Origin of the sequence: Corynebacterium axilliensis (assembly GCF_046097495.1) — a bacterium.
Lineage (GTDB): Bacteria > Actinomycetota > Actinomycetes > Mycobacteriales > Mycobacteriaceae > Corynebacterium.
In genome coordinates this window covers 2,378,552-2,397,894 of the sequence record NZ_CP175768.1, presented here as the reverse complement: position 1 = coordinate 2,397,894, position 19,343 = coordinate 2,378,552, and the positions used below count along the sequence as shown (strand labels likewise).

At 57.9% G+C, this 19,343-nt stretch carries 8 protein-coding genes and 1 pseudogene; 4 read left to right on the top strand and 5 right to left on the bottom strand.

Features of this window, described 5'->3' with window-relative positions:
• Window positions 1-42 precede the first annotated feature (42 nt).
• On the top strand, window positions 43-2,256 hold the full coding sequence (locus tag ACKFR8_RS11525) for an NADP-dependent isocitrate dehydrogenase (RefSeq protein WP_408930140.1): 2,214 nt from the start codon (window positions 43-45) through the stop codon (window positions 2,254-2,256).
• 180 nt (window positions 2,257-2,436) lie between these two features.
• Here the strand turns inward: ACKFR8_RS11525 and ACKFR8_RS11520 are convergent, their stop codons facing one another.
• The 4 genes from ACKFR8_RS11520 to ACKFR8_RS11505 all read right to left on the bottom strand — a co-directional run bounded on the left by ACKFR8_RS11520 (window position 2,437) and on the right by ACKFR8_RS11505 (window position 11,415).
• The gene (locus tag ACKFR8_RS11520; protein WP_408930139.1) at window positions 2,437-5,514 is read right to left on the bottom strand and encodes a type III restriction-modification system endonuclease; all 3,078 of its coding nucleotides are present in this window, start codon (window positions 5,512-5,514) and stop codon (window positions 2,437-2,439) included.
• Window position 5,515: 1 nt separating this feature from the next.
• Window positions 5,516-7,384, bottom strand: coding sequence for a site-specific DNA-methyltransferase (locus ACKFR8_RS11515; RefSeq protein WP_408931016.1), 1,869 nt, complete (start codon window positions 7,382-7,384; stop codon window positions 5,516-5,518).
• A gap of 78 nt (window positions 7,385-7,462) precedes the next feature.
• Window positions 7,463-8,137 (bottom strand): DUF4391 domain-containing protein, encoded by a 675-nt coding sequence (locus tag ACKFR8_RS11510; protein WP_408930138.1) that lies wholly within the window; start codon window positions 8,135-8,137, stop codon window positions 7,463-7,465.
• 2 nt (window positions 8,138-8,139) lie between these two features.
• On the bottom strand, window positions 8,140-11,415 hold the full coding sequence (locus tag ACKFR8_RS11505) for an SNF2-related protein (RefSeq protein WP_408930137.1): 3,276 nt from the start codon (window positions 11,413-11,415) through the stop codon (window positions 8,140-8,142).
• A gap of 639 nt (window positions 11,416-12,054) precedes the next feature.
• On the opposite strand from ACKFR8_RS11505, the gene ACKFR8_RS11500 reads away from it, so the two are divergent.
• The 3 genes from ACKFR8_RS11500 to ACKFR8_RS11490 all read left to right on the top strand — a co-directional run bounded on the left by ACKFR8_RS11500 (window position 12,055) and on the right by ACKFR8_RS11490 (window position 16,588).
• Window positions 12,055-13,413 (top strand): PepSY-associated TM helix domain-containing protein, encoded by a 1,359-nt coding sequence (locus ACKFR8_RS11500; RefSeq protein WP_408930136.1) that lies wholly within the window; start codon window positions 12,055-12,057, stop codon window positions 13,411-13,413.
• A gap of 29 nt (window positions 13,414-13,442) precedes the next feature.
• Window positions 13,443-15,476: a M3 family metallopeptidase gene (locus tag ACKFR8_RS11495; RefSeq protein ID WP_408930135.1), complete on the top strand. Its 2,034-nt coding sequence runs from the start codon at window positions 13,443-13,445 to the stop codon at window positions 15,474-15,476.
• Window positions 15,477-15,559: 83 nt separating this feature from the next.
• Window positions 15,560-16,588, top strand: a complete 1,029-nt coding sequence (locus tag ACKFR8_RS11490; protein ID WP_408930134.1) for an HNH endonuclease signature motif containing protein — start codon at window positions 15,560-15,562, stop codon at window positions 16,586-16,588.
• Between the two features lie 59 nt (window positions 16,589-16,647).
• Here the strand turns inward: ACKFR8_RS11490 and ppc are convergent.
• Window positions 16,648-19,312, bottom strand: a pseudogene (gene ppc / locus ACKFR8_RS11485) (phosphoenolpyruvate carboxylase).
• Window positions 19,313-19,343 lie beyond the last annotated feature (31 nt).

Sequence of the window (19,343 nt, the reverse complement as noted above, 5' to 3'; positions counted from 1 at the left end):
TCTGGGCACTTGAACAATTTTCCAACGTTAATTAGGAGAATCATGGCAAAGATTACGTGGACCCGTACCGATGAGGCGCCGCTGCTGGCGACCTACTCCCTCAAGCCCATTGTGGAGGCCTTCGCTTCCACCGCTGGCATCGACGTGGAAACCCGCGATATCTCGCTGGCCGCCCGCATCGCCGCGCAGTTCCCAGAGCGCCTGACCGAGGAGCAGAAGGTCGAAGACGCCCTAGGGGAGCTGGGCAAGATGGCCAAGACCCCGGAAGCAAATATCATCAAGCTGCCGAATATTTCCGCTTCCCTGGTGCAGCTGAAGAAGGCCATCGCCGAGCTGCAGGCTGCCGGCTACGACCTGCCTGATTACCCGGATAATCCTTCCACCGAGGAAGAAAAGGACATCGCTGCCCGCTACGATTCCGTCAAGGGCTCCGCCGTTAACCCGGTGCTGCGTGAGGGCAACTCCGACCGCCGCGCACCGGAGGCCGTGAAGAACTTTGTGAAGAAGCACCCGCACCGCATGGGCGAGTGGTCCAAGGACTCCAAGACCAACGTTGCCACCATGGCGGACAACGACTTCCGCCACAATGAGAAGTCCGTCATTCTGGACAACGAGGACACCCTGTCCATCGTCCTGAAGACCGCCGACGGCGAGCAGACCCTGCTGCCGAAGCTGCCGGTTCTCAAGGGTGAGGTCATCGACGGCACCTTCATGTCCGCCAAGGCCCTAGATGAGTTCCTCATCGCACAGGTCAAGCGCGCCAAGGAAGAAGGCGTGCTGTTTTCCACCCACCTGAAGGCCACCATGATGAAGGTCTCTGACCCCATCCTCTTCGGCCACGTCGTCCGCGCCTTCTTCGCCGATGTGTATGACAAGTACGGCGAGGAGCTGCTGGCTGCCGGCCTCAACGGCGAGAACGGCCTGGGCGCTATCTACGAGGGCCTGAAGAACCTGGACAACGGCGAAGAAATCAAGGCGGCCTTCGATGCCGCGCTTTCCGACGGCCCCGACCTCGCCATGGTCAACTCCCACAAGGGCATCACCAACCTGCACGTGCCTTCCGACGTCATTATTGACGCCTCGATGCCCGCCATGATCCGCACCTCCGGCCACATGTGGAATAAGAACGACGAGGAGCAGGACACCCTCGCCGTCATCCCGGATTCCTCCTACGCCGGCGTCTACCAGGCCGTTATCGAGGATTGCAAGGAAAACGGCGCCTTCGACCCGACCACCATGGGTACTGTCCCGAACGTCGGCCTCATGGCTCAGAAGGCCGAGGAATACGGCTCCCACAACAAGACCTTCAAGGTGCCGGAAGCCGGCACCGTCGAGGTTCGCAACTCCCAGGGCGAGGTCCTCATCTCCCACGACGTGGAGGAGGGTGACATCTGGCGCGCCTGCCAAACCAAGGACGCCCCGATCCAGGACTGGGTCAAGCTGGCTGTCAACCGTGCTCGCCTGTCCGGCATGAAGACCATCTTCTGGCTCGACCCGGAGCGCGGCCACGACGCCAACCTCATCGAGCTGGTCAAGAAGTACCTGGCCGACCACGACACCGAGGGCCTGGACATCTCTATCGAGGACCCGGTCACCGCCACCAAGACCTCGGTCGAGCGCATCCGCAAGGGCGAAGACACCATCTCCGTCACCGGTAACGTCCTGCGTGACTACAACACCGACCTCTTCCCCATCCTCGAACTGGGCACCTCCGCGAAGATGCTCTCTGTGGTTCCGCTCATGGCAGGTGGCGGCCTGTTCGAGACCGGTGCAGGCGGCTCCGCCCCGAAGCACGTCCAGCAGGTTCAGGAGGAGAACCACCTGCGCTGGGATTCCCTGGGTGAGTTCCTGGCTCTGGCTGAGTCCTTCCGCCACGAGCACAACACCAACGGCAACGCCAAGGCCGGCGTGCTGGCCGCCGCGTTGGACAAGGCCACCGAGACCCTGCTGGATGAGGGCAAGTCCCCGTCCCGCAAGGTGGGCGAGAACGACAACCGCGGTTCCCACTTCTTCCTGACCCTCAACTGGGCCAAGGAGCTGGCTGCGCAGACTGACGACGCCGAGCTGGCCGAGGCCTTCAAGCCGGTCGCTGAGGCCCTCGAGGCCAAGGCAGGCGAGATTGAGCAGGCGCTTCTCGACGTCCAGGGTTCCCCCGTCGACCTCGGCGGCTACTACGCCCCGAACGAGGAGAAGCTGGCCGAGGTCATGCGCCCAGTCGCTGCCTTCAACGAGATCATTGACGGCCTGAAGAAGTAATTCTGCGCTAGACGCTTAACAAAAGACCGCTTCGTCTCCTCCTTGGAGTTCGAGGCGGTCTTTTCTTGCTTTGTCTACCCTTTCAACCGGCGCGATAACCGAGATCGGGTAGCCCAAAGCGGCGCTCAGAGGCACCGAGCTCCGCGCTTGACTGCGCCCTGATCCCCTAGCAACAACCGCTTACGCAGTAACCATTGTCAGAAGGTCGTCATAGGTGGAAACCACGTCATAGCGCACATCGTTATGATCCACGGAGTTGAGCTTGGCGAAGAACTTGCGCGCGCACTCAATCTTTCCGAGTTCTGCGCCCTTAAGCTGCAGACTCGACATACTGCCCTTGGTTTCGGCAACAAAGTACACGTGCTTGACAGAATTCTCGGTAAACGCAATTGCCCAGTCGGGGTTGTAGTTTCCCAGCGGAGTCGGGATAAAGAATCCTCCGGGCAGCTTGGCATAGACAGCCACTTCCGCCTGTTCCTCAAGCTTTTTCAAGAATGCCCGCTCGGTAAGTGAATCCGTGACCGCGTAGTCATAAATGTGCTTTTGAAGTTTCTTATCATCCTCCCCGAGCTCCTGACGGGTCTGGTTGGCGGTAAAGATAGTGGTATCGAATTCACTATCCAACATGTTGTAGGTGAGGTGCTCTATAACCTCGGTCGCCTTTTGTTCATTGACAATCCGCGATACTTCCATGATGAAGTGCTCCGGATTCAACCGGTACATGGCAAACTTCTCAGCTCCGATCCCTTTCAGGATTGTTGCGCACGTGCGTCGGGTCAGCATAGTTTTTTCGGCAATCTCACCGATGAGGTCGTACTTCACTGAGGATGATGCAGTGATGGACTCCGATTGGCGCACGGACATGCGATCACCGAACCCCTCTCGCTTGTCTAGATCGTCCTGTTTCAAGCGGAAGTTTTGAGTACCAGACTCGACCACATATTGCATAGAAGCAACATGAAGCTCTTTATTGAGAGCCCGAACAGCCTTCTCTATAAGCTCCGTAGAGTCGAAGTCCACTGTGTAGACAGCCTTGTGGTTGATTCGCTTCCACAGTTCTTGAAACTCTTTACGCTTCAAGTTGGCGTTGGGCAGCAAACGCTTCGCTTTCCGGTCATCACGCGGCTTCGGAACACTCATATACAGAGCATCAACGAGCGGAAGCATGGCTGCCAATTCGTCCTCGAGGATAGACTCCGGAGGCTCCTCTAAATGCCTTCCTTCTCTCCTAGCTTCCTTAAACGCCTGAGTCACGTGCCAGTCATCGTCGATATAGTCATTTACAAGCAGGTATTTAAACATCACCTTTGCTTGCTTTTCGGTCACCTTAGTTTTCTCACCGCCAGCGATACTGATGGACTGCCCGATGAAGTAGTCGACGCTAGCTTTGCGTGGTCGGAAGGATAGGGACTCGGCGATTTCCTTTTGCAGACCGTCAACAAACTCCGTGTAGGACTCATCCGTGACCACGGTAAGCACGTTAATATCATGCACACGGCCCATCACCGAAGCAGCGTCTTGGCGGTCGCCCTCCTGATTAACGCACAGGCGTAGGCCACGTCCGATCTCCTGGCGGCGGGAGACTGTGTTATCGCTTTTCTTGAGCATGCCCATCGTGAACACGTTGGGGTTATCCCAGCCCTCGCGCAAGGCAGAGTGGGAAAAGATGAACCGCACGGGTTCTTCTAGGCTTAACAATCGCTCCTTATCCCGAAGAATCAGATCGTACGCATCAGAGTCTGTTGATTGCCCTTTATCATCACCACGCTTGGAAATCTTACCGTCCACAGCCTGCTTGGACTTCTTGTCCACGGAGAAGTAGCCCTGGTGAATAGAATGCACCTCATCGCGAGAAACGTACTTGAGATATTTACTAAACTCTGGTGCAAGCTCCAGCTCGTCGAAAAGGGCATCACGAGCCATCGTGTATTCCTCTTCGAATACGCGGGCATACTCACCCATTGTGTCCTCGCGGGAATAGTCACGGTACTTCGCGACCTCATCGATGAAGAACAAAGAAAGCACCTTAATGCCTTTCGGGTAGAGTTCCCGTTCCTTGTCTAGGTGAGCCTTAACCACTTCACGGATCTGAATGCGTCGTTTGGTTTCTTCAGTGACGTCGCGGTCCGCCAGCTGCCCAGCAACTACATCATCACCATTACTTAGGCGTACAACATCTGCGGTGGCGTCTATATCAACAACGAAGAGCCCCTTGTAAGCTTCGATTCCGTTAGATAGATCATGAAGATTGTCACCCTTTGACAAGCGCCTTCGCTGGCGTTTAATGCCCGTCTTGGTCTGCACCTCGATCTCAGCACGCGCAAATGGCGGCTTACTGGGCGACACCTCAATGTTTTCGACGTAAAGGTACGCCTCCGTTCCTGCAAGCCCTTTCACCGTGATACCACGCACGCCGATGCGCTTAACCAGCTGCTGGTTATAAGCGTCGACAGCATCGAGGCGATAGACCTTAGTGTGCTCGTCCTTGTGAGTGGCGGAGTAGCGCAACATTATCAGGGCCTTAAACTCTGCCAACGACTGCAGCGACCTTCTAGCGCTCATCTTCTGCGGCTCGTCAATGATAACGATGGGACGGTTAGCTGCAATGACATCGATAGGCCGGCGGGAGCCGAACTCATCCAGTTCCTCGTAGATACGACGGTTGTCCTTCCCCGTCGAATTGAAGGCCTGAATATTGATGATCATGACCTGCACGCCGGTATTTTCGCTGAAGGCCTCGATTTCATTTAGCCGGCTGGAGTTATAAACAAACGCACGCGGACTCGTCCCGTACTCTTGTTTGAAGTGATCCGCAGTGACTTCAAAGGTCTTCTTCACGCCCTCGCGGATAGCGATCGACGGCACCACGATGATGAATTTTGACCACCCAAAACGCCGGTTAAGTTCCATAATCGTCTTGATATAGACGAACGTCTTGCCGGTTCCGGTTTCCATCTCAATGTCAAGGTTGGGCACATTTGGCGCCGCGATGGAATCCTTGAGCTCCAGCGATTCCTTCAATCCACCCTGACGCTGAATTTTCTGCACGTTCTCCAGCAACTGCTGATGTGTCAGGAGAATATCCGCATTACGCAGGCCCATGTCATCCCCTTGGGACATGCGGATTTGTCCGTCGTTCCAAACACCAGGATCAATACGATAAGCAGTTCCATCATTGCGTGGCTGCCCCAGAAACGCGTCGGCGACAGAATTGACAGCATCTAGCTGGTATTGCTGTTTCTTAAATTGCAGCTTCAATCTAGATCACCTTCACATCAGCAGACGGAGCAAACTCCTTGAAAACCTGCTCAGCATTGATGCGCTCGGCGTCGCTAGCAAACCCCTCGTCACGGAACACAGCACGCATCGGCTCGCGTTGAGCGATGCCCCGCACGGTTTCCGCACTCACTGATGGCTCGAAGCAAGCGATAAGCGCGCCTCCTTCAACGACGAAGCACTCCTGTCCTTCTATAAACTCCACTTCAATTGCCACGTCCAGCGGCAGACCCCAATCAAGAAGCACCTGGAACAGCAGGTCCTCACCCGTGCGGTCTGCCTTTACGTTGCTCACTGAATCAAACAGGTTGGACTGGCTCACCTCGTCCGGAGTAGCAAGCACATCATTCATGTTCGACGAATCAATACGCAGACTCCGGAATCCATAATCAGACCATGGGCTTCCATTGTCCTCAGCTTCGGCCTTTAAGGATTCGTGGGCAACGATACCTGCGCGGCGAAGACGTTCTTTTGTGACTTCAGATAAGACCGGAGCGACATTCAACTGACGAGTAAGCTCCACCGCATTCTTGATAGTTTCCTTGTTCTGACCCGAACCATCCAAAGGTTGATCAATTTGGACACAAATAAATCTGCGATTCCCATTGTCCTGGGAATTTGCCCGATAAACAGCATCGGCAGTAGTACCTGATCCCGCAAAAAAGTCGAGAATAATGTCGTGCTCATCTTTGCTGAATCGCGTTACGCCCATGACAATGTCTTCAATCAAAGATACGGGCTTCGGATGATCAAAAACTCCTTTTAAATCTAAAGCCGCCAAATCTGAACTCGAATTCTTATTCAAATGTTTCAGCACACTATGAAACTTTGAACTGTCCTTCTCAAGGTCTCTAAGACGACCAACTACATGATCATTTCCTTTCGGTAGCAATACATATTCACCGCTCGCAATCTTCTCATCGATTTCATTTTTCGAGTCAGAACCTCTGACTACTTCAATCTCGCTATACAGGAGGGTTCCATACTTGCCAAACTCTTTCCTCAACCAATCAGTTTCTATCCAATAGGTTTTTCCCTCCTTCTCGACCACCTTTCCTCTTACATCTTTTGCACGCGAAAACCCCTTAAATTTTTCGATATTGCGCGCGTAAACTAACAAATAATCATGCCCTTTCACGACTCTTTTTGCCAGCCCCCCTCCTTCAGAACGCACGACCACAAGTTCCGCGAAAAAGTTGGTAGCACCGAAGACTTCGTCCATTACACGGCGCATATTTGAAAACTCATTGTCGTCAATCGATACGAAGATCACTCCATCTTCTTTCAATAGGTTCCTAGCAAGTTTCAACCTTGGGTAAATCATCGAAAGCCAATCGGAATGAAAGCGGCCATTGCTTTCCCGATTAGCACTCAAGCGGGCACCATCCGCATCTATTTGCTCAGATTTTTGAAGGTATTCGCTTAGAGTAAGGGAAAAATCATCGTCATAAATCAAATCACTGCCGGTGTTGTACGGAGGGTCAATGTAGATGAGCTTGACTTTGCCCAGGTAGGACTCCTGTAGAAGCTTGAGAGCTTCCAAATTATCGCCCTCGATGAAAAGGTTCTCAGTCGTGTCGAAGTTAACAGAGTCCTCACGAACGGGGCGCAGCGTCTTCGCGATGGGAGCATTCGCAGTCAGGGTGGCGGCACGCTTTCCAGGCCACTCCAATCGGAATCTCTCTTGCGGCCCCTCAACCAGGTGATCGCTGAGCTCCTGGCGCAGCAGATCAAAATCAATGGCACGAGTGACGTGGCCGTTAGCGTCGGCTGCCTCGGTAATAACTTGGGGGAAGAGAGCAGCAAGCTTCTCAATGTTCCCCGCGACCAAATCAGGCGAGGTCATGCGCATCTTTTCCACGGTAAGATGGCCTTTCAGTAGGAGACAAATATGCCCTCTACCTTAGTTTTTAGCGATTCGAAAAGCGCCTTAGGCACGCTCCTTGAGTGACTTCAATTCGCTTTTCTTCGCGTCGAGCTGAACACGGAGCTCAAACTTCTTCTTGAATTGGTTCTCCGATCGAATCCGTCGGTTCAGGGATGCGATGTCAGCTCTTACGACGTCAATCTTGGCTAGCCGCGCTGCTGATTGCTGCGGCGTCTCGCCGGGGCTTATAGGAACCTCACTGAGCTGGGACAGAATCTGCGTGTAAAGGGCATCAAGACTGACGGCGACGGGCAACTGCCTTCGCGGCATATCCGAGGACACCCATTCGGAGCCAAAGTAGGACCGCGGCTTGGCAGTCTCGGCCCCATAGACTTTGATTGTGGCCTGCAACTGTGTCTGAGTGCCAGGCCCTGACGAACGAACAATTTCAAAAAGCACAGGCTGTGAAACCGCGGCGTCGATGGCTGCGAGTACCTTGAAATCTAACTCATCCTCTTTGAGCGCTACGGTGAACACCTGAAATTCTGGAATGGCCTTACTCGCCGGAAGGTTCGTGGATTTGGGAGCCAGCTTGTAGCTCCACTCAATGCGCTCCACCTGCTCCACAAACAAGGTTTTGACCGAGGGCGGTACCTTTGCCTGCTGGTAGATCTTCTCTTTCGGTACTCGCAGCAACACACGCGCCGCCGCGGGCCACTCGTACAGGACGTCCAGCATTGCTACTGCCCGCCTTCCGCCACTACTGCAACAAATGCGATGAGCTCAAAGTCATCAATTCCAGAAATTTTCTGCTCCAAAGCCGTAGTGGGACCAGCGCTAAACAGGCTGTCAATGTCTTTTTCTTCGTCCAGTTCGATCATCGAACGGATAGCATCGGTAAGCAACTCGGAATATTTTTCCATGACTATTCCGTCGCGTGTGGCTGCGTTGAATGTCGACACTACAGAGGTAATCGGAGCACTGAAATCTCGGCACGCCACCCGCATGAGATCGAGAAGGTGCTTGGCCTCACTGTGATCGGCGACCACGGTGCCGGCCTCATCTACGTAAACCAAGTAATACGGATGTAGGCGATTTCCATAGATGATTTTTTCATCGGCCTTAATGTTGCGCAGCACGAAAATGACGCCCGGGACCAACCCCAGTTCTTCGTTTGCAGGAACGACGGCGTGGAGTCCCTTGAGCATGCTCGGTAAATCGTCATGACTCTTGAGGTAGCTCAGAAGATCCATGCGGAAGTCGTTGAGACCCAAATCCGTAATCGAGACTCCGGTGCGCACGTCCTCAAGCTCGATCACTTCATTTTGAAGGCGTTTGAGCTGCTCACGGCGAAACTGGGCATCCGGGTTTTCGCGCCGCAAAACGTTGTCGTCTGCGGTACCTGCAATGTCGGCGATAACCATGCGATTTTCGACGCGTTCCTTCAAATTGATGTACTCGTCAAGTGTCAAGTTCGGCCAGAAGTTCACCAACTGGATAGTCGCGTTCGTAGATCCGATACGGTCGATGCGCCCGAAACGCTGAATGATACGGACCGGATTCCAGTGGATGTCATAGTTAACCAAGTAGTCACAGTCTTGCAGGTTCTGGCCTTCACTGATGACGTCTGTACCGATAAGGACGTCGAGTTCGCGTTCATCGCCGGGCATTGCTTCATCGCGCTTCTTCGAGACCGGTGAAAACAGAGTCATAGCCTCGTTAAAGTTCAACCCCTTTTCCAAGGAACTAGCAACGCCATGGTTGCCGCCTGTAATGACCGCTGACTCCAATCCTGCGGCGAATAACTCTGGGCTGAGCTCGCGGTACAAATAATCAGCGGTATCAGCGAAGGCGGAAAACACCAAGGACTTCTTGTTGCCGGGATTGAAGGGGGCCTTAGCCTTCTCCAATAGCATCTTTTTGAGCTTTTGGAGCTTGAGATCGTGCTCAGGCGTTATCCTGCGTACCTCGTCCAGTAGCTCCTTTAGCGTCTCGCGGTCGTGCCACAGGTCAGCCTGCCAGCGCTCGATATCGAGATCCTCAAGATCAATGGAGATCTTTTCTCCGAATTGGAGCGATTCAATGCTGGCAGACTCAGAATCGCTCAAGTCTAGGTCTGTCTCATCGATTTTGTCAGTCGTGAACTCATCGAGCAAGCCGCTGAGCGTCGACCCGCTTCCAGCTAACTTGCGCAACAACTCCTCCACCGAGTCAAGCAGCTTCGTCAGAGTTTTTGTGAAGGCATAAATGGAGCTCTCCAGACGCTTAAGCAGGTTAACAGTCATCAATTTCTGAAGGCCCTGCTCACGGCCAGCTTGACCAATCTGGGAGTTACCCTCCACAGACGTAAGGTTGTAAAGGTCCTCATATTTGGACTTGCGGCTCTCAAACACATAGTTCAACGGTGTATAAACCGCCAGCTTGAGGACCTGAAGCTGTTCAAAGATCTCGTTGAAGGTAAGTGCCCCTGGAAGGTCCGTCAAATCCTCCCGGATTGAAATCGGCAGCTTTCGCTCCGGGAATGCACCGATGGCGGAGGTGTCGTAATACTTCTGAATATGACGCCGAGAACGCGCAATAGTCACAGAATCGAGTAGCTCGAAGAAGTCGAAGTCCAACATCGACAATATGCGTTGCGTCGTACGTTCCTCAACGGGCAGTTTTGACCACTCATTGAAAACTCGCTGGGCATCGCGGAACACGTCCTCTACGGAACCACTGATCTTGAGGCTTCCCGAAAGGGCCTCGGAATCACCTTCATAGGCTAGCTGCAATTGATTTCGCAGGTCGTTGAAGCGATTGTTGACCGGTGTGGCAGACAACATCAAGACTTTCGTTTTAACGCCGTCCCTAATGACTCGGTTGAGCAGCTTTTGATAGCGAGATTCTTTTTCCTCCGCGTAATCGGCGTTACGGAAATTGTGAGATTCGTCGATGACAACGAGGTCGTAGTTCCCCCATTCCAGCAACGACAAATCGATACCGCCAATAGTGGTTCCCTTATCCCGAGAAAGGTCGGTATGAGCCAGGACATCGTAGTTAAAGCGGTCTTCTTTGAACTCGTTGGTGCGGTAACGGGAGTTGTAGTTTGTCCAGTTTTCTGCCAGCTTCTTCGGGCACAGCACCAGCACTGATTTATTGCGCAGTTCGTAATACTTGATGACAGCCAAGGCTGTGAAGGTCTTGCCCAATCCCACGCTGTCCGCGAGAATGCAGCCGTTGAAAGTCTCCAGCTTGTTAATAATGCCCGTCGCAGCGTCCCGTTGGAAGTTATAAAGAGACTTCCAAATTTTAGTCTCCTGGTAGCCGGTTCTATCGTTCGGCAGGACATCCTCGCTGATGTCCTCTAGATAGTCGGCAAAGAGGTTGTACAAGGTGAAGAAGTAGATCCTGGCCGGGGAATTCTCGGCGTAGACAGTAGCGATCTGCTCCAGTATCTCGTCGGTGACGTCTTTGAGCAGCTCCGGATTATTCCAGGTCTGTTCGAAGATACTCAGTAATTCCTCCGTTGCACTGGATCCATCCTGCTTCATAACGATGTTTGACACGGCAGATCCACGTTCATAGCCCAAGTCTGTGGTGGTAAAACCTCCGATTGGAATATAGGTAAGCCGGTTGTCCACGGCTGCGAAACTCTGCATTTCGCTCTGCGTTGCTCGCGCTCGAAAGGTGACTTTTTCACGAATCCATTCCGCGCACTCCCGCGCGATGGCCTTCTGCGTAAGCTTATTACGCAGCTTGATCTCAAACTCGGTGCCGGCAATCTTGGACTGCGAACTCGGCTCTGGAATAAAGAACTGGCGGCGCTGTTTTCCCTTGCCGTGAGACGCCTGCTTCAGGAAGGAGTCCGAGGTGAAGATGAATTCCAAAGCTTCAATGCCTTGCAGCTCTTGCTGAAGTGCCTCAAAAGCATAAATAGAAAACGTAGCTGCGGCTATCCTGAGCTTCGAACCAGCTGTCAGCTCATTTTTGAGATCATCGCCCCACAGCCGAGTCGTGTTGTTCAAAAGCTCCATTTACGCCTCTTTGGGTAGAATTCGGTCGCTAACGTCTTAACTCCCCTAGGATACAGTTCAACCCACTACAGAACTCTCTCAGACAAGAGCTCCCATGCCGATTGGCTTGTCAGTTTTGACGTCCACTGACCGATTACTCCGCACTTCGCCATTGCTCAACTTGCTCCCTACACAGAGACCGAGATCAGCATCGTGCACGACCATCGGGCGCTGACGAGACGTTACCCCGCCACAACGCCGAAATCTCTTCCACCACCGATGAAAGGACTCATCCACCCCTACGTCGGCCCGCGCTCATTGCGTTATGTTCCGTTCTGGAGCGAATAAGAATCGCTTTCTTGCTTCATTAATCGCAAACAGGCCTTAAACAGCACTCCGCGACGCTATTTTTACCCGTTGAGATGCGAAGACTTTTTCTTGACTGTTTCTTGCTTCTCGCGCCTTATTTCGCGGGGTTTTCATCCTTTTCACACCGAGGACCCCAGTTAGTTAAAAAGTTTTTCAATACTTGGGAACCGAGAAACCATCGCCTCCGACTACTAGTGCAGTTGATATCAGCACCTGTCCATCGCCCCTCCTGAACGCCCCGCGAACGTTCAGCAGGGGCCCTAATCGATAGACCCCGAAAGAGCACTACCTATGAGTCGGACGGCTCTGCAATCGTTTATTCAGCGCATCCACTTCTACGGCGGCATGTTCGTCGGCCCCTTCATTCTCATCGCGGCCCTGACCGGCTGTCTTTATGCCGTGGCACCCTCCCTGGAGAAAGTTGTCTACCACGACGTATTGACGGTGCCTACCGTGGAGAAGCCACTGAGCTTGGAGGAACAAATCCAAGCCGCGCAACACGAGCACCCAGACATGCCGGTCACTCAGGTGTGGCCGGCCACGACACCGACAGATTCCACGCGCGTCATCGTCGCTGACCCAGGCATCGACGAGAGCCTGCAGCACACCGTCTTCATCGACCCCGCAACCGCCAAGGTCATCGGGGACTACCCCACCTACTCCGGCATAGGCGAGATGCCGCTGCGACGCTGGATTTCCTCCCTGCACGAAAGCTTCCACCTGGGCAAGCCCGGCGAGCTCTACTCGGAGCTGGCCGCCTCCTGGCTGTGGGTCATGGCCTGCGGTGGCCTCTACATGTGGTGGATTCGCCGCCGCCCGAAGAACAAAGCAACCGCGAACGCCGCGCAACAGCAGCCTAAGCGCTCTGCCCGCTGGAAGGCCACCCGCCTACACTCCACTATTGGCGCCTGGATCTTCATCGGTCTGCTTGGCCTGTCTGCCACCGGTATTACCTGGTCAGGTCTGGCCGGCAATAACGTCGACTCACTGGTAGAACGCATGAACTGGAAGGCCACCCCCATTAACACCGCTCTGCACGGCACCACCGCTGAAACACATGAGCACACCGGGCATGAAGGACATGCAGGACATGGGGTTGGAGGGGCGTCGTCAAGCGCGAGCGTTGCTGCCGACGCCGAGCGCGTCCTCGCCACCGGCCGCGCCGAAGGGCTGACCGGACCGCTGCGCCTGTACCCGCCGGAAGACGCCCACTCCGCCTGGCAGGTCAGCGAACGGTGGGTGGAATGGCGCACCACCTCCGACGCGGTCTCCGTAGACGGCGCCACCGGAGAGGTCATCGACCGCCAGCCCTTCTCCAGCCTGCCGCTGTTTAGCAAGCTCAGCAGCTGGGGCATCTACCTCCACATGGGAATCATGTTCGGGCTGCCACTGCAGATCGCGCTGCTCGCCCTGGGCCTCGCCACCGCCGCCCTCGTGGTGCTGGGCTATTACATGTGGTGGAAACGTCGCCCGCGCTTCCTCCCGACTGCCCACTTCAGCTGGGCCACCACAGGGTTGGGCGCGCTGTTTGCAGCCACCGTGGGCGTCTTCCTGCCGCTCTTAGGAATCACCTTGGCGGCGTTCCTGGTTCTCGATGCCATCCTCATCCACACGCCACGACAGAAGAAACTAGTGAATGCCATCACATAGAGCAGGAGGCATAGGTACGGTAGTTTCTTATGACTAACCCACTGCTGACTCCCTCCACGCTGCCCTACCAGCTCCCGCCCTTTGCGGACATCAAGGTCGAGCACTACCGCCCCGCCTTCGACGAAGCACTCGCGCTTCACGACGCCGAGATCGCCGCCATCACCGATAACCCCGCCGACCCCACGTGGGAAAACACCGTCGTGGCGCTCGAGCGTTCCGGCCAGGACCTCGACCGCGTCATGGCGGTCTTCGGCAACCTCTCCGGCACCGACGTTACCGCCGAGATGGAGGACATCGCCGCCGACATCTACCCGCGCCTGGCCGCGCACATGGACGCGATGTACCAGAACGAGGTGCTCTACGCGCGGCTCAAGGAGGCCACGCCGCCTGCCGACGACGCGGAAGGCCAGCGCCTCCACGACCACCTCCTGCGCACCTTCGCGCGCAAGGGCGCCGACCTGGACGCGGCCGGCAAGGCCCGCCTATCCGAGATCAACCAGCGCCTGTCCGCGCTCTCGGAGGAATTCGGCCGCAACCTCATGGCGTCGACCCGCGAGCGCGCGGTCTCCTTCACCGAGGAGGAACTCGAAGGCTTGCCTGCCGAACGTATTGCCTCCGCCAAGGCCGATGCCGAAGCACTAGGCCGCGAGGGCTATGTCCTCCCCCTGGAGCTGCCGACCGTGCAGTCGGAGCTCAGCCGCCTGGCGCGGGAGGAGGCGCGGGGGCGGTTGTATGAGGCGTCGGCAAGCAGAGGCTCCGAGAACAACATCCCGGGGCTGATCGAGGCCGTACAACTCCGCGCCGAGCGCGCTGAGCTCTTGGGATACGCCACGCATGCCGACTACGTCATCGCCGAAGAAACCGCCGCGACTGCCGACGCCGCCCGGGCCATGCTCTTCGACCTCGCCCCCGCCGCCGCAGCCAACGCCGCCGGCGAGCAGAAGCTCCTCGCCGAAGAGGCCGACCTCAACGGCCAAGGATTCACCGCCGCCGACTGGCCCTACTGGGAGTCCAAGGTCCGCGCACGCGACTTCTCCCTCGACGAGGCCGAGCTGCGCAAATACTTCCCCCTCGACCAGGTCCTGGAAAAGGGCGTGTTCGCTTCTGCTGAGCGCCTCTACGGCATCACCGTCACCCCACGCGATGATCTGGAGGGCTATGCGGAGGGGGTCCGCGTCTGGGAGGTGATTGACGGAGACGTCAATCACGGGGATATGGGAATCGGTCTTCTGCTCACCGACTACTTCGGGCGCCCCACCAAGCGCGGCGGCGCGTGGATGAGCGAGTTCGTGGGACAGTCGCGCCTGTTGGAACGCAAGCCGGTCATCGTCAACGTCATGGGTATCACCAAGCCCGCCGACGGTTCGCAGCCGCTGCTGAGCATGGACGAGGTTCGCACCGTCTTCCACGAGTTCGGCCACGCCCTGCACGGCCTGCTTTCCGACGTCTACTACCCCACCTTCGCCGGTACCAACGTCCCCCGCGACTGGGTGGAATTCCCCTCGCAGATCAACGAGAACTGGGCGCTCGATAGGAGCTTGGTCAAGGAGTACGCGCGGCACGTGGAGACCGGCGAGCCCATCCCGGACGAGCTTCTCGACGCCATCACCGCCGCCTCCGAGTTCGGCCAGGGTTTCGCCACTTCGGAGTACTTGGGAGCATCGATCATCGACCTGGCGTGGCATTCGCTCAGCGCCGCCGAGGCTGCAGAACTCGAGGCCACTCCGGAGGCCGTCGCCGAATTCGAGGCCGAAGCCCTGCGCGCTGCTGGCTTGGATAACCCGCTCATCGCACCGCGCTACTGCTCGACGTACTTCAATCACATCTTCGCCGGCGGGTACTCCGCGGGCTACTACTCCTACCTGTGGGCCGAGGCCCTCGACGCCGACGGCTTCGAGTGGTTCAAGGACCAGTCGGACCTGCGCGCCGCCGGCGAGAAGTTCCGCGAGGTCATCCTGTCCAAGGGCGCATCCCGCGACTTCACCGAGGCCTACCGCGAGTTCCGCGGCCGCGATAAGGACCTCGCCCCGCTGCTTAAGCGCCGCGGCCTCGCCGGGGCCTGAGTCGGGGCTAGTTATCCACAGATTTCCCGGCGGGCTGTATCGGGCCCTTGTCCGTCGGATAGGGCGCTTTTAGGCTCCGGGGTATGAGATTACAGACATTCTTCGCCGCACTCGGCCGGGCCATTGACCTGGTGGCCGAGTGCGCGGGCCTGTCTGAAGCCGACCTCGTGGCCTTTGGCGCCGCGCCTGCCGACGCCACCCAGCTCCTCTCCCTTCACCACACCTACTTCGGGCACACCCACTCCACCCGCAAGCAGCGCACCGCCGTCGACGCCGCCCGCACCCGTGGCCACGGCTTGGTCACCCTGCAGCTCATCGAAGCCTTCGTGGCCAAGGTCCGGGACCACAATAAGGCCTGGGACCTGCGCGTGGAGCTGTGCCAGACCAGCGCGGAGCTGGTGGAGAACGTCGCCCGCAAGCGCCTGCGTGAGATGCGCAAGCCCCGCACCTATGCCGAGCGCGCCAAGCTCACCCAGCACGACAACGGTCTGGCCACACTCACCGTGACGGCGGATTCGCGGGAGCTTACCGACGTCTTCAAGGGCATCGACCAGGAACGCCCCGGCGCGAGTTTCCTGGAGAACGTCGACGGTGGCGGCGTCAAGACCGAGGTGACAGCGATGGCGGTCCTGCAGGTCGACGACTATGCCGCGCTGCTCAAGGGCAACACCGACAAGGACGGCGAGGAGTTTATCGTCCGCACCACCGATGGTGCGACGATGACCGGCTCGCAGCTCGTGGAGCGCGCGATGTTGGACAAGGGCATCATCGTGGCGGTCAGCCGCGAGCACGGCCCGCTCGATGTCTTCCGCTTCCAGCGCTTTGCTACCGGCAAGCAGCGCCTGGCGCTGGCCGCGGAGAATCCCTGCTGCGCGTGGAAGGGTTGCAAGGTGCCCTTCGAAAAGTGCCAGATTCACCACATCGTGGCCTGGGCCCGCGGCGGGCCGACCAACATCCTCAACCTGGTGCCGCTGTGCCCGTACCACAACGGCGTCAACGACGATGACCCCGATGCGCCGCCTTCGCGCGGCAGGATGGACCGCATCGGTGGGCGGGTGGCATGGATTCCGCCTTACGCCGCCTCCCCGGTCTTCACCAGCCCCTTCAACTAATCGCCAACCCGAAACCCCGCAGGAGAGCTTCTCCTGACGGGGGCTTCGGTGTGCCTGCCTTAACCTGCGTTGCGCAGCGCGGTGGCCAGGCCGTTCATCGTGACCTGGATGGTCTTGGACACCAGGAACTGATCGTCGCCCTGGCGGTAGCGGCGCAGCAGCTCCAGCTGGACGGCATTGAGTGGCAGCAGGTACGGGTAGCGGCGCTTGAGTGAGCGCGCTTGGCGCTGGTTTTCGCTGACCAGATCCGCGTTGCCGGTGACCTTCAGGTAGACCTTTCGGGTGCGCTCGAATTCCTCGGAGATGAGGGTAAAGATACGCTCGGCGGTCTCCCTGTCATCGACGAGGTTGGCGTACAGACGCGCGAGCGGCATCTCCGCCTTCGCCATGACCTGGGCCATGTTGGCGAACACGGAGCGGAAGAAGGGCCAGGTGCGGTAGAGCTCGCTAAGTTCCTCCCAGCGCCCCTCCGCAGACTCTTCGCCAGATGCCGCGTTCACCCAGCTGGTCACCGCGCTGCCCACGCCGAACCAACCGGGGATGTTCGTGCGGGACTGCGACCACGACAGCACCCACGGAATCGCGCGCAAGTCCGTAATCGCGGTGGTCTGCTTGCGGGAGGTCGGACGTGAGCCCAGATTAAGCTCACCGATCTCGTGCAGGGGCGTGGACTGGGTGAAGTAGGAGATGAAGCCGGGGTCGTCGACAAGCTGGCGGTACGCCGCGCCACTTAAAGCTGCCAGCTCGCGCATGATCTCGTAGGCGCGCTCCGGGTTCGCAATGGGCTCAGTATCGAGAAGTGAAGCCTCTAGGGCACCGGAGACGAAGGCCTCCAGGTGGCGGCGCGCGGTCTCTGGGGCACCGTACTTCGCGGAGATGACCTCGCCCTGCTCGGTGATGCGCACTGCTCCCGCCACCGCGCCCTTTGGCTGGGCCAAAATCGCGTCATAGGTTGGGCCGCCGCCGCGACCAACCGCGCCACCGCGGCCATGCGCCAAACGCAGCTCCACGCCGTGACGCGCGCACAGCTCCACGAGCTCCAGTTCGGCGTCGTAGAGCGCCCAGTTCGCCTGCAGGTAGCCGCCGTCCTTGTTGGAATCGGAGTAGCCCAGCATGACCTCCTGGATATCGCCGCGCGAGCGCAGGTGCTCGCGGTAGACCGGCACCGCCCACAGTTTCTCCAGGATCCCCGCGCCAGCCTGCAAGTCCTCGATGGTCTCAAACAGCGGCACCACATCCACCTGCTTCAACCCCACTTCCTTGAGCAGCACCATCGGTTCGAGAATGTCGGAGACGGTACCGGTCATGGAGATGATGCAGTGCGAGACCGATTCCGGCCCCAGGTCCCGCACCGCCCGTGCCGCCGCCCGGAAGATGCCGAGCTCCTTGGCGGTATCCTCGCTGAATTCCGCATCCGGGAAGAGCAGTGGGCGGTTGGTCTGCAGTTCCTTCACCAGCAGCGCAACCTTGTCGTCCTCACCCAGCGCGCGGTACTCCTCGGCGATGCTGGCCTCCGCGAAAATCTCGGTGAGTACGTTCTCGAAGGACTCAGAATTCTGGCGCATGTCCAGCGAATACAGGTGGAACCCGAACGTCGTCACGGCGGAGCGCAACCGCGCCAAGCGGTCATCGGCGATGATGTCATCATTGAATTGGCGCAGCGAGCGGTCGATGACGTCCAGGTCCCGCTTGAGCTCGTCCGGCGACGCATACGCGCTTGCCGACGTCTCCCCCTTCACCACCTTGAGCGTCTCCTTCACGCGGTGCCGGATGCCGTAGATGGCGCGGCGGTAGGGCTCGTCGACGCGGGACTTTTCGGTGTTCCCGGAGGCGTCGGCCAGCGCGCCCAGCTCCTTGGAACTGGAAGAGTAGCGATCGGACAGCGAGAGCTCGCGCTCCAGCTCTGCGAGCTGTTCCTCGTAATAGCGCAGCACGGTTAGGGCGGCCTTGCGGGTGGCGTAGGTAAGTGTGTGCTCGGTGACGTAGGGGTTTCCGTCGTGGTCGCCGCCGATCCAGGAGCCGGGGCGGACTACTGGGGTATCGGGAAGTTGCTGGCCGAAGGTCTCGCGCATGGCGTGGCGCACGGCGCGGTTGAGAGCGGGAACCTGTTCTAAAAGGGAGAGTTTGTAGTAGCGCAGGCCCACGTCCACCTCGTCCTCCAAGGTGGGGCGGGCGATGCGGATGAGCGCGGTCTGCCACAGCAGCGTCATGCGCAGGTACATCTCTTTTTCAATCGCCGCCATGTCCCCGCCGCGGTGGGACTCCTTGAGCAGGTTCTTGATGCGGGTTTGGGTATCGAAGACGGTGCGGCGGCGGGTTTCGGTGGGGTGCGCGGTGAGCACGGGCGCGACGTGGGCGCCGCGGACGGTGGCGGCGGCGTCGGCGGGGAGCCACACCCTCGGCCTTGAGCTTGGCAAAGGTCTTGCGCAGGGAGACGGGCGCCTCGACGGATTCGTCGTCCAAGTCCTCCGCCAGGTTGGCGATGAGCGCAAAGTAGCTAAACGCGCGGGCCACCAGGTTGACCTTGGTGATGTCGAGGTCGCGGAAGATGGCGACGAGGTCCTCCGGCTGGGCGTCGCCATGCGTGACGTCGAAAGCCATGCGGCGGGTAGCTTCGACAAGGTCAAAGACGTCCTCGCCTTCCTGCTGGGCGATAACCCGGCCGAGCACCCGGCCGAGGAATCGGATATCTTCGCGGACGACTTCGGGGGCGGGTGTGCTCACAGCAAGCCTTTCGGGGTGTGATCTGTCAGGC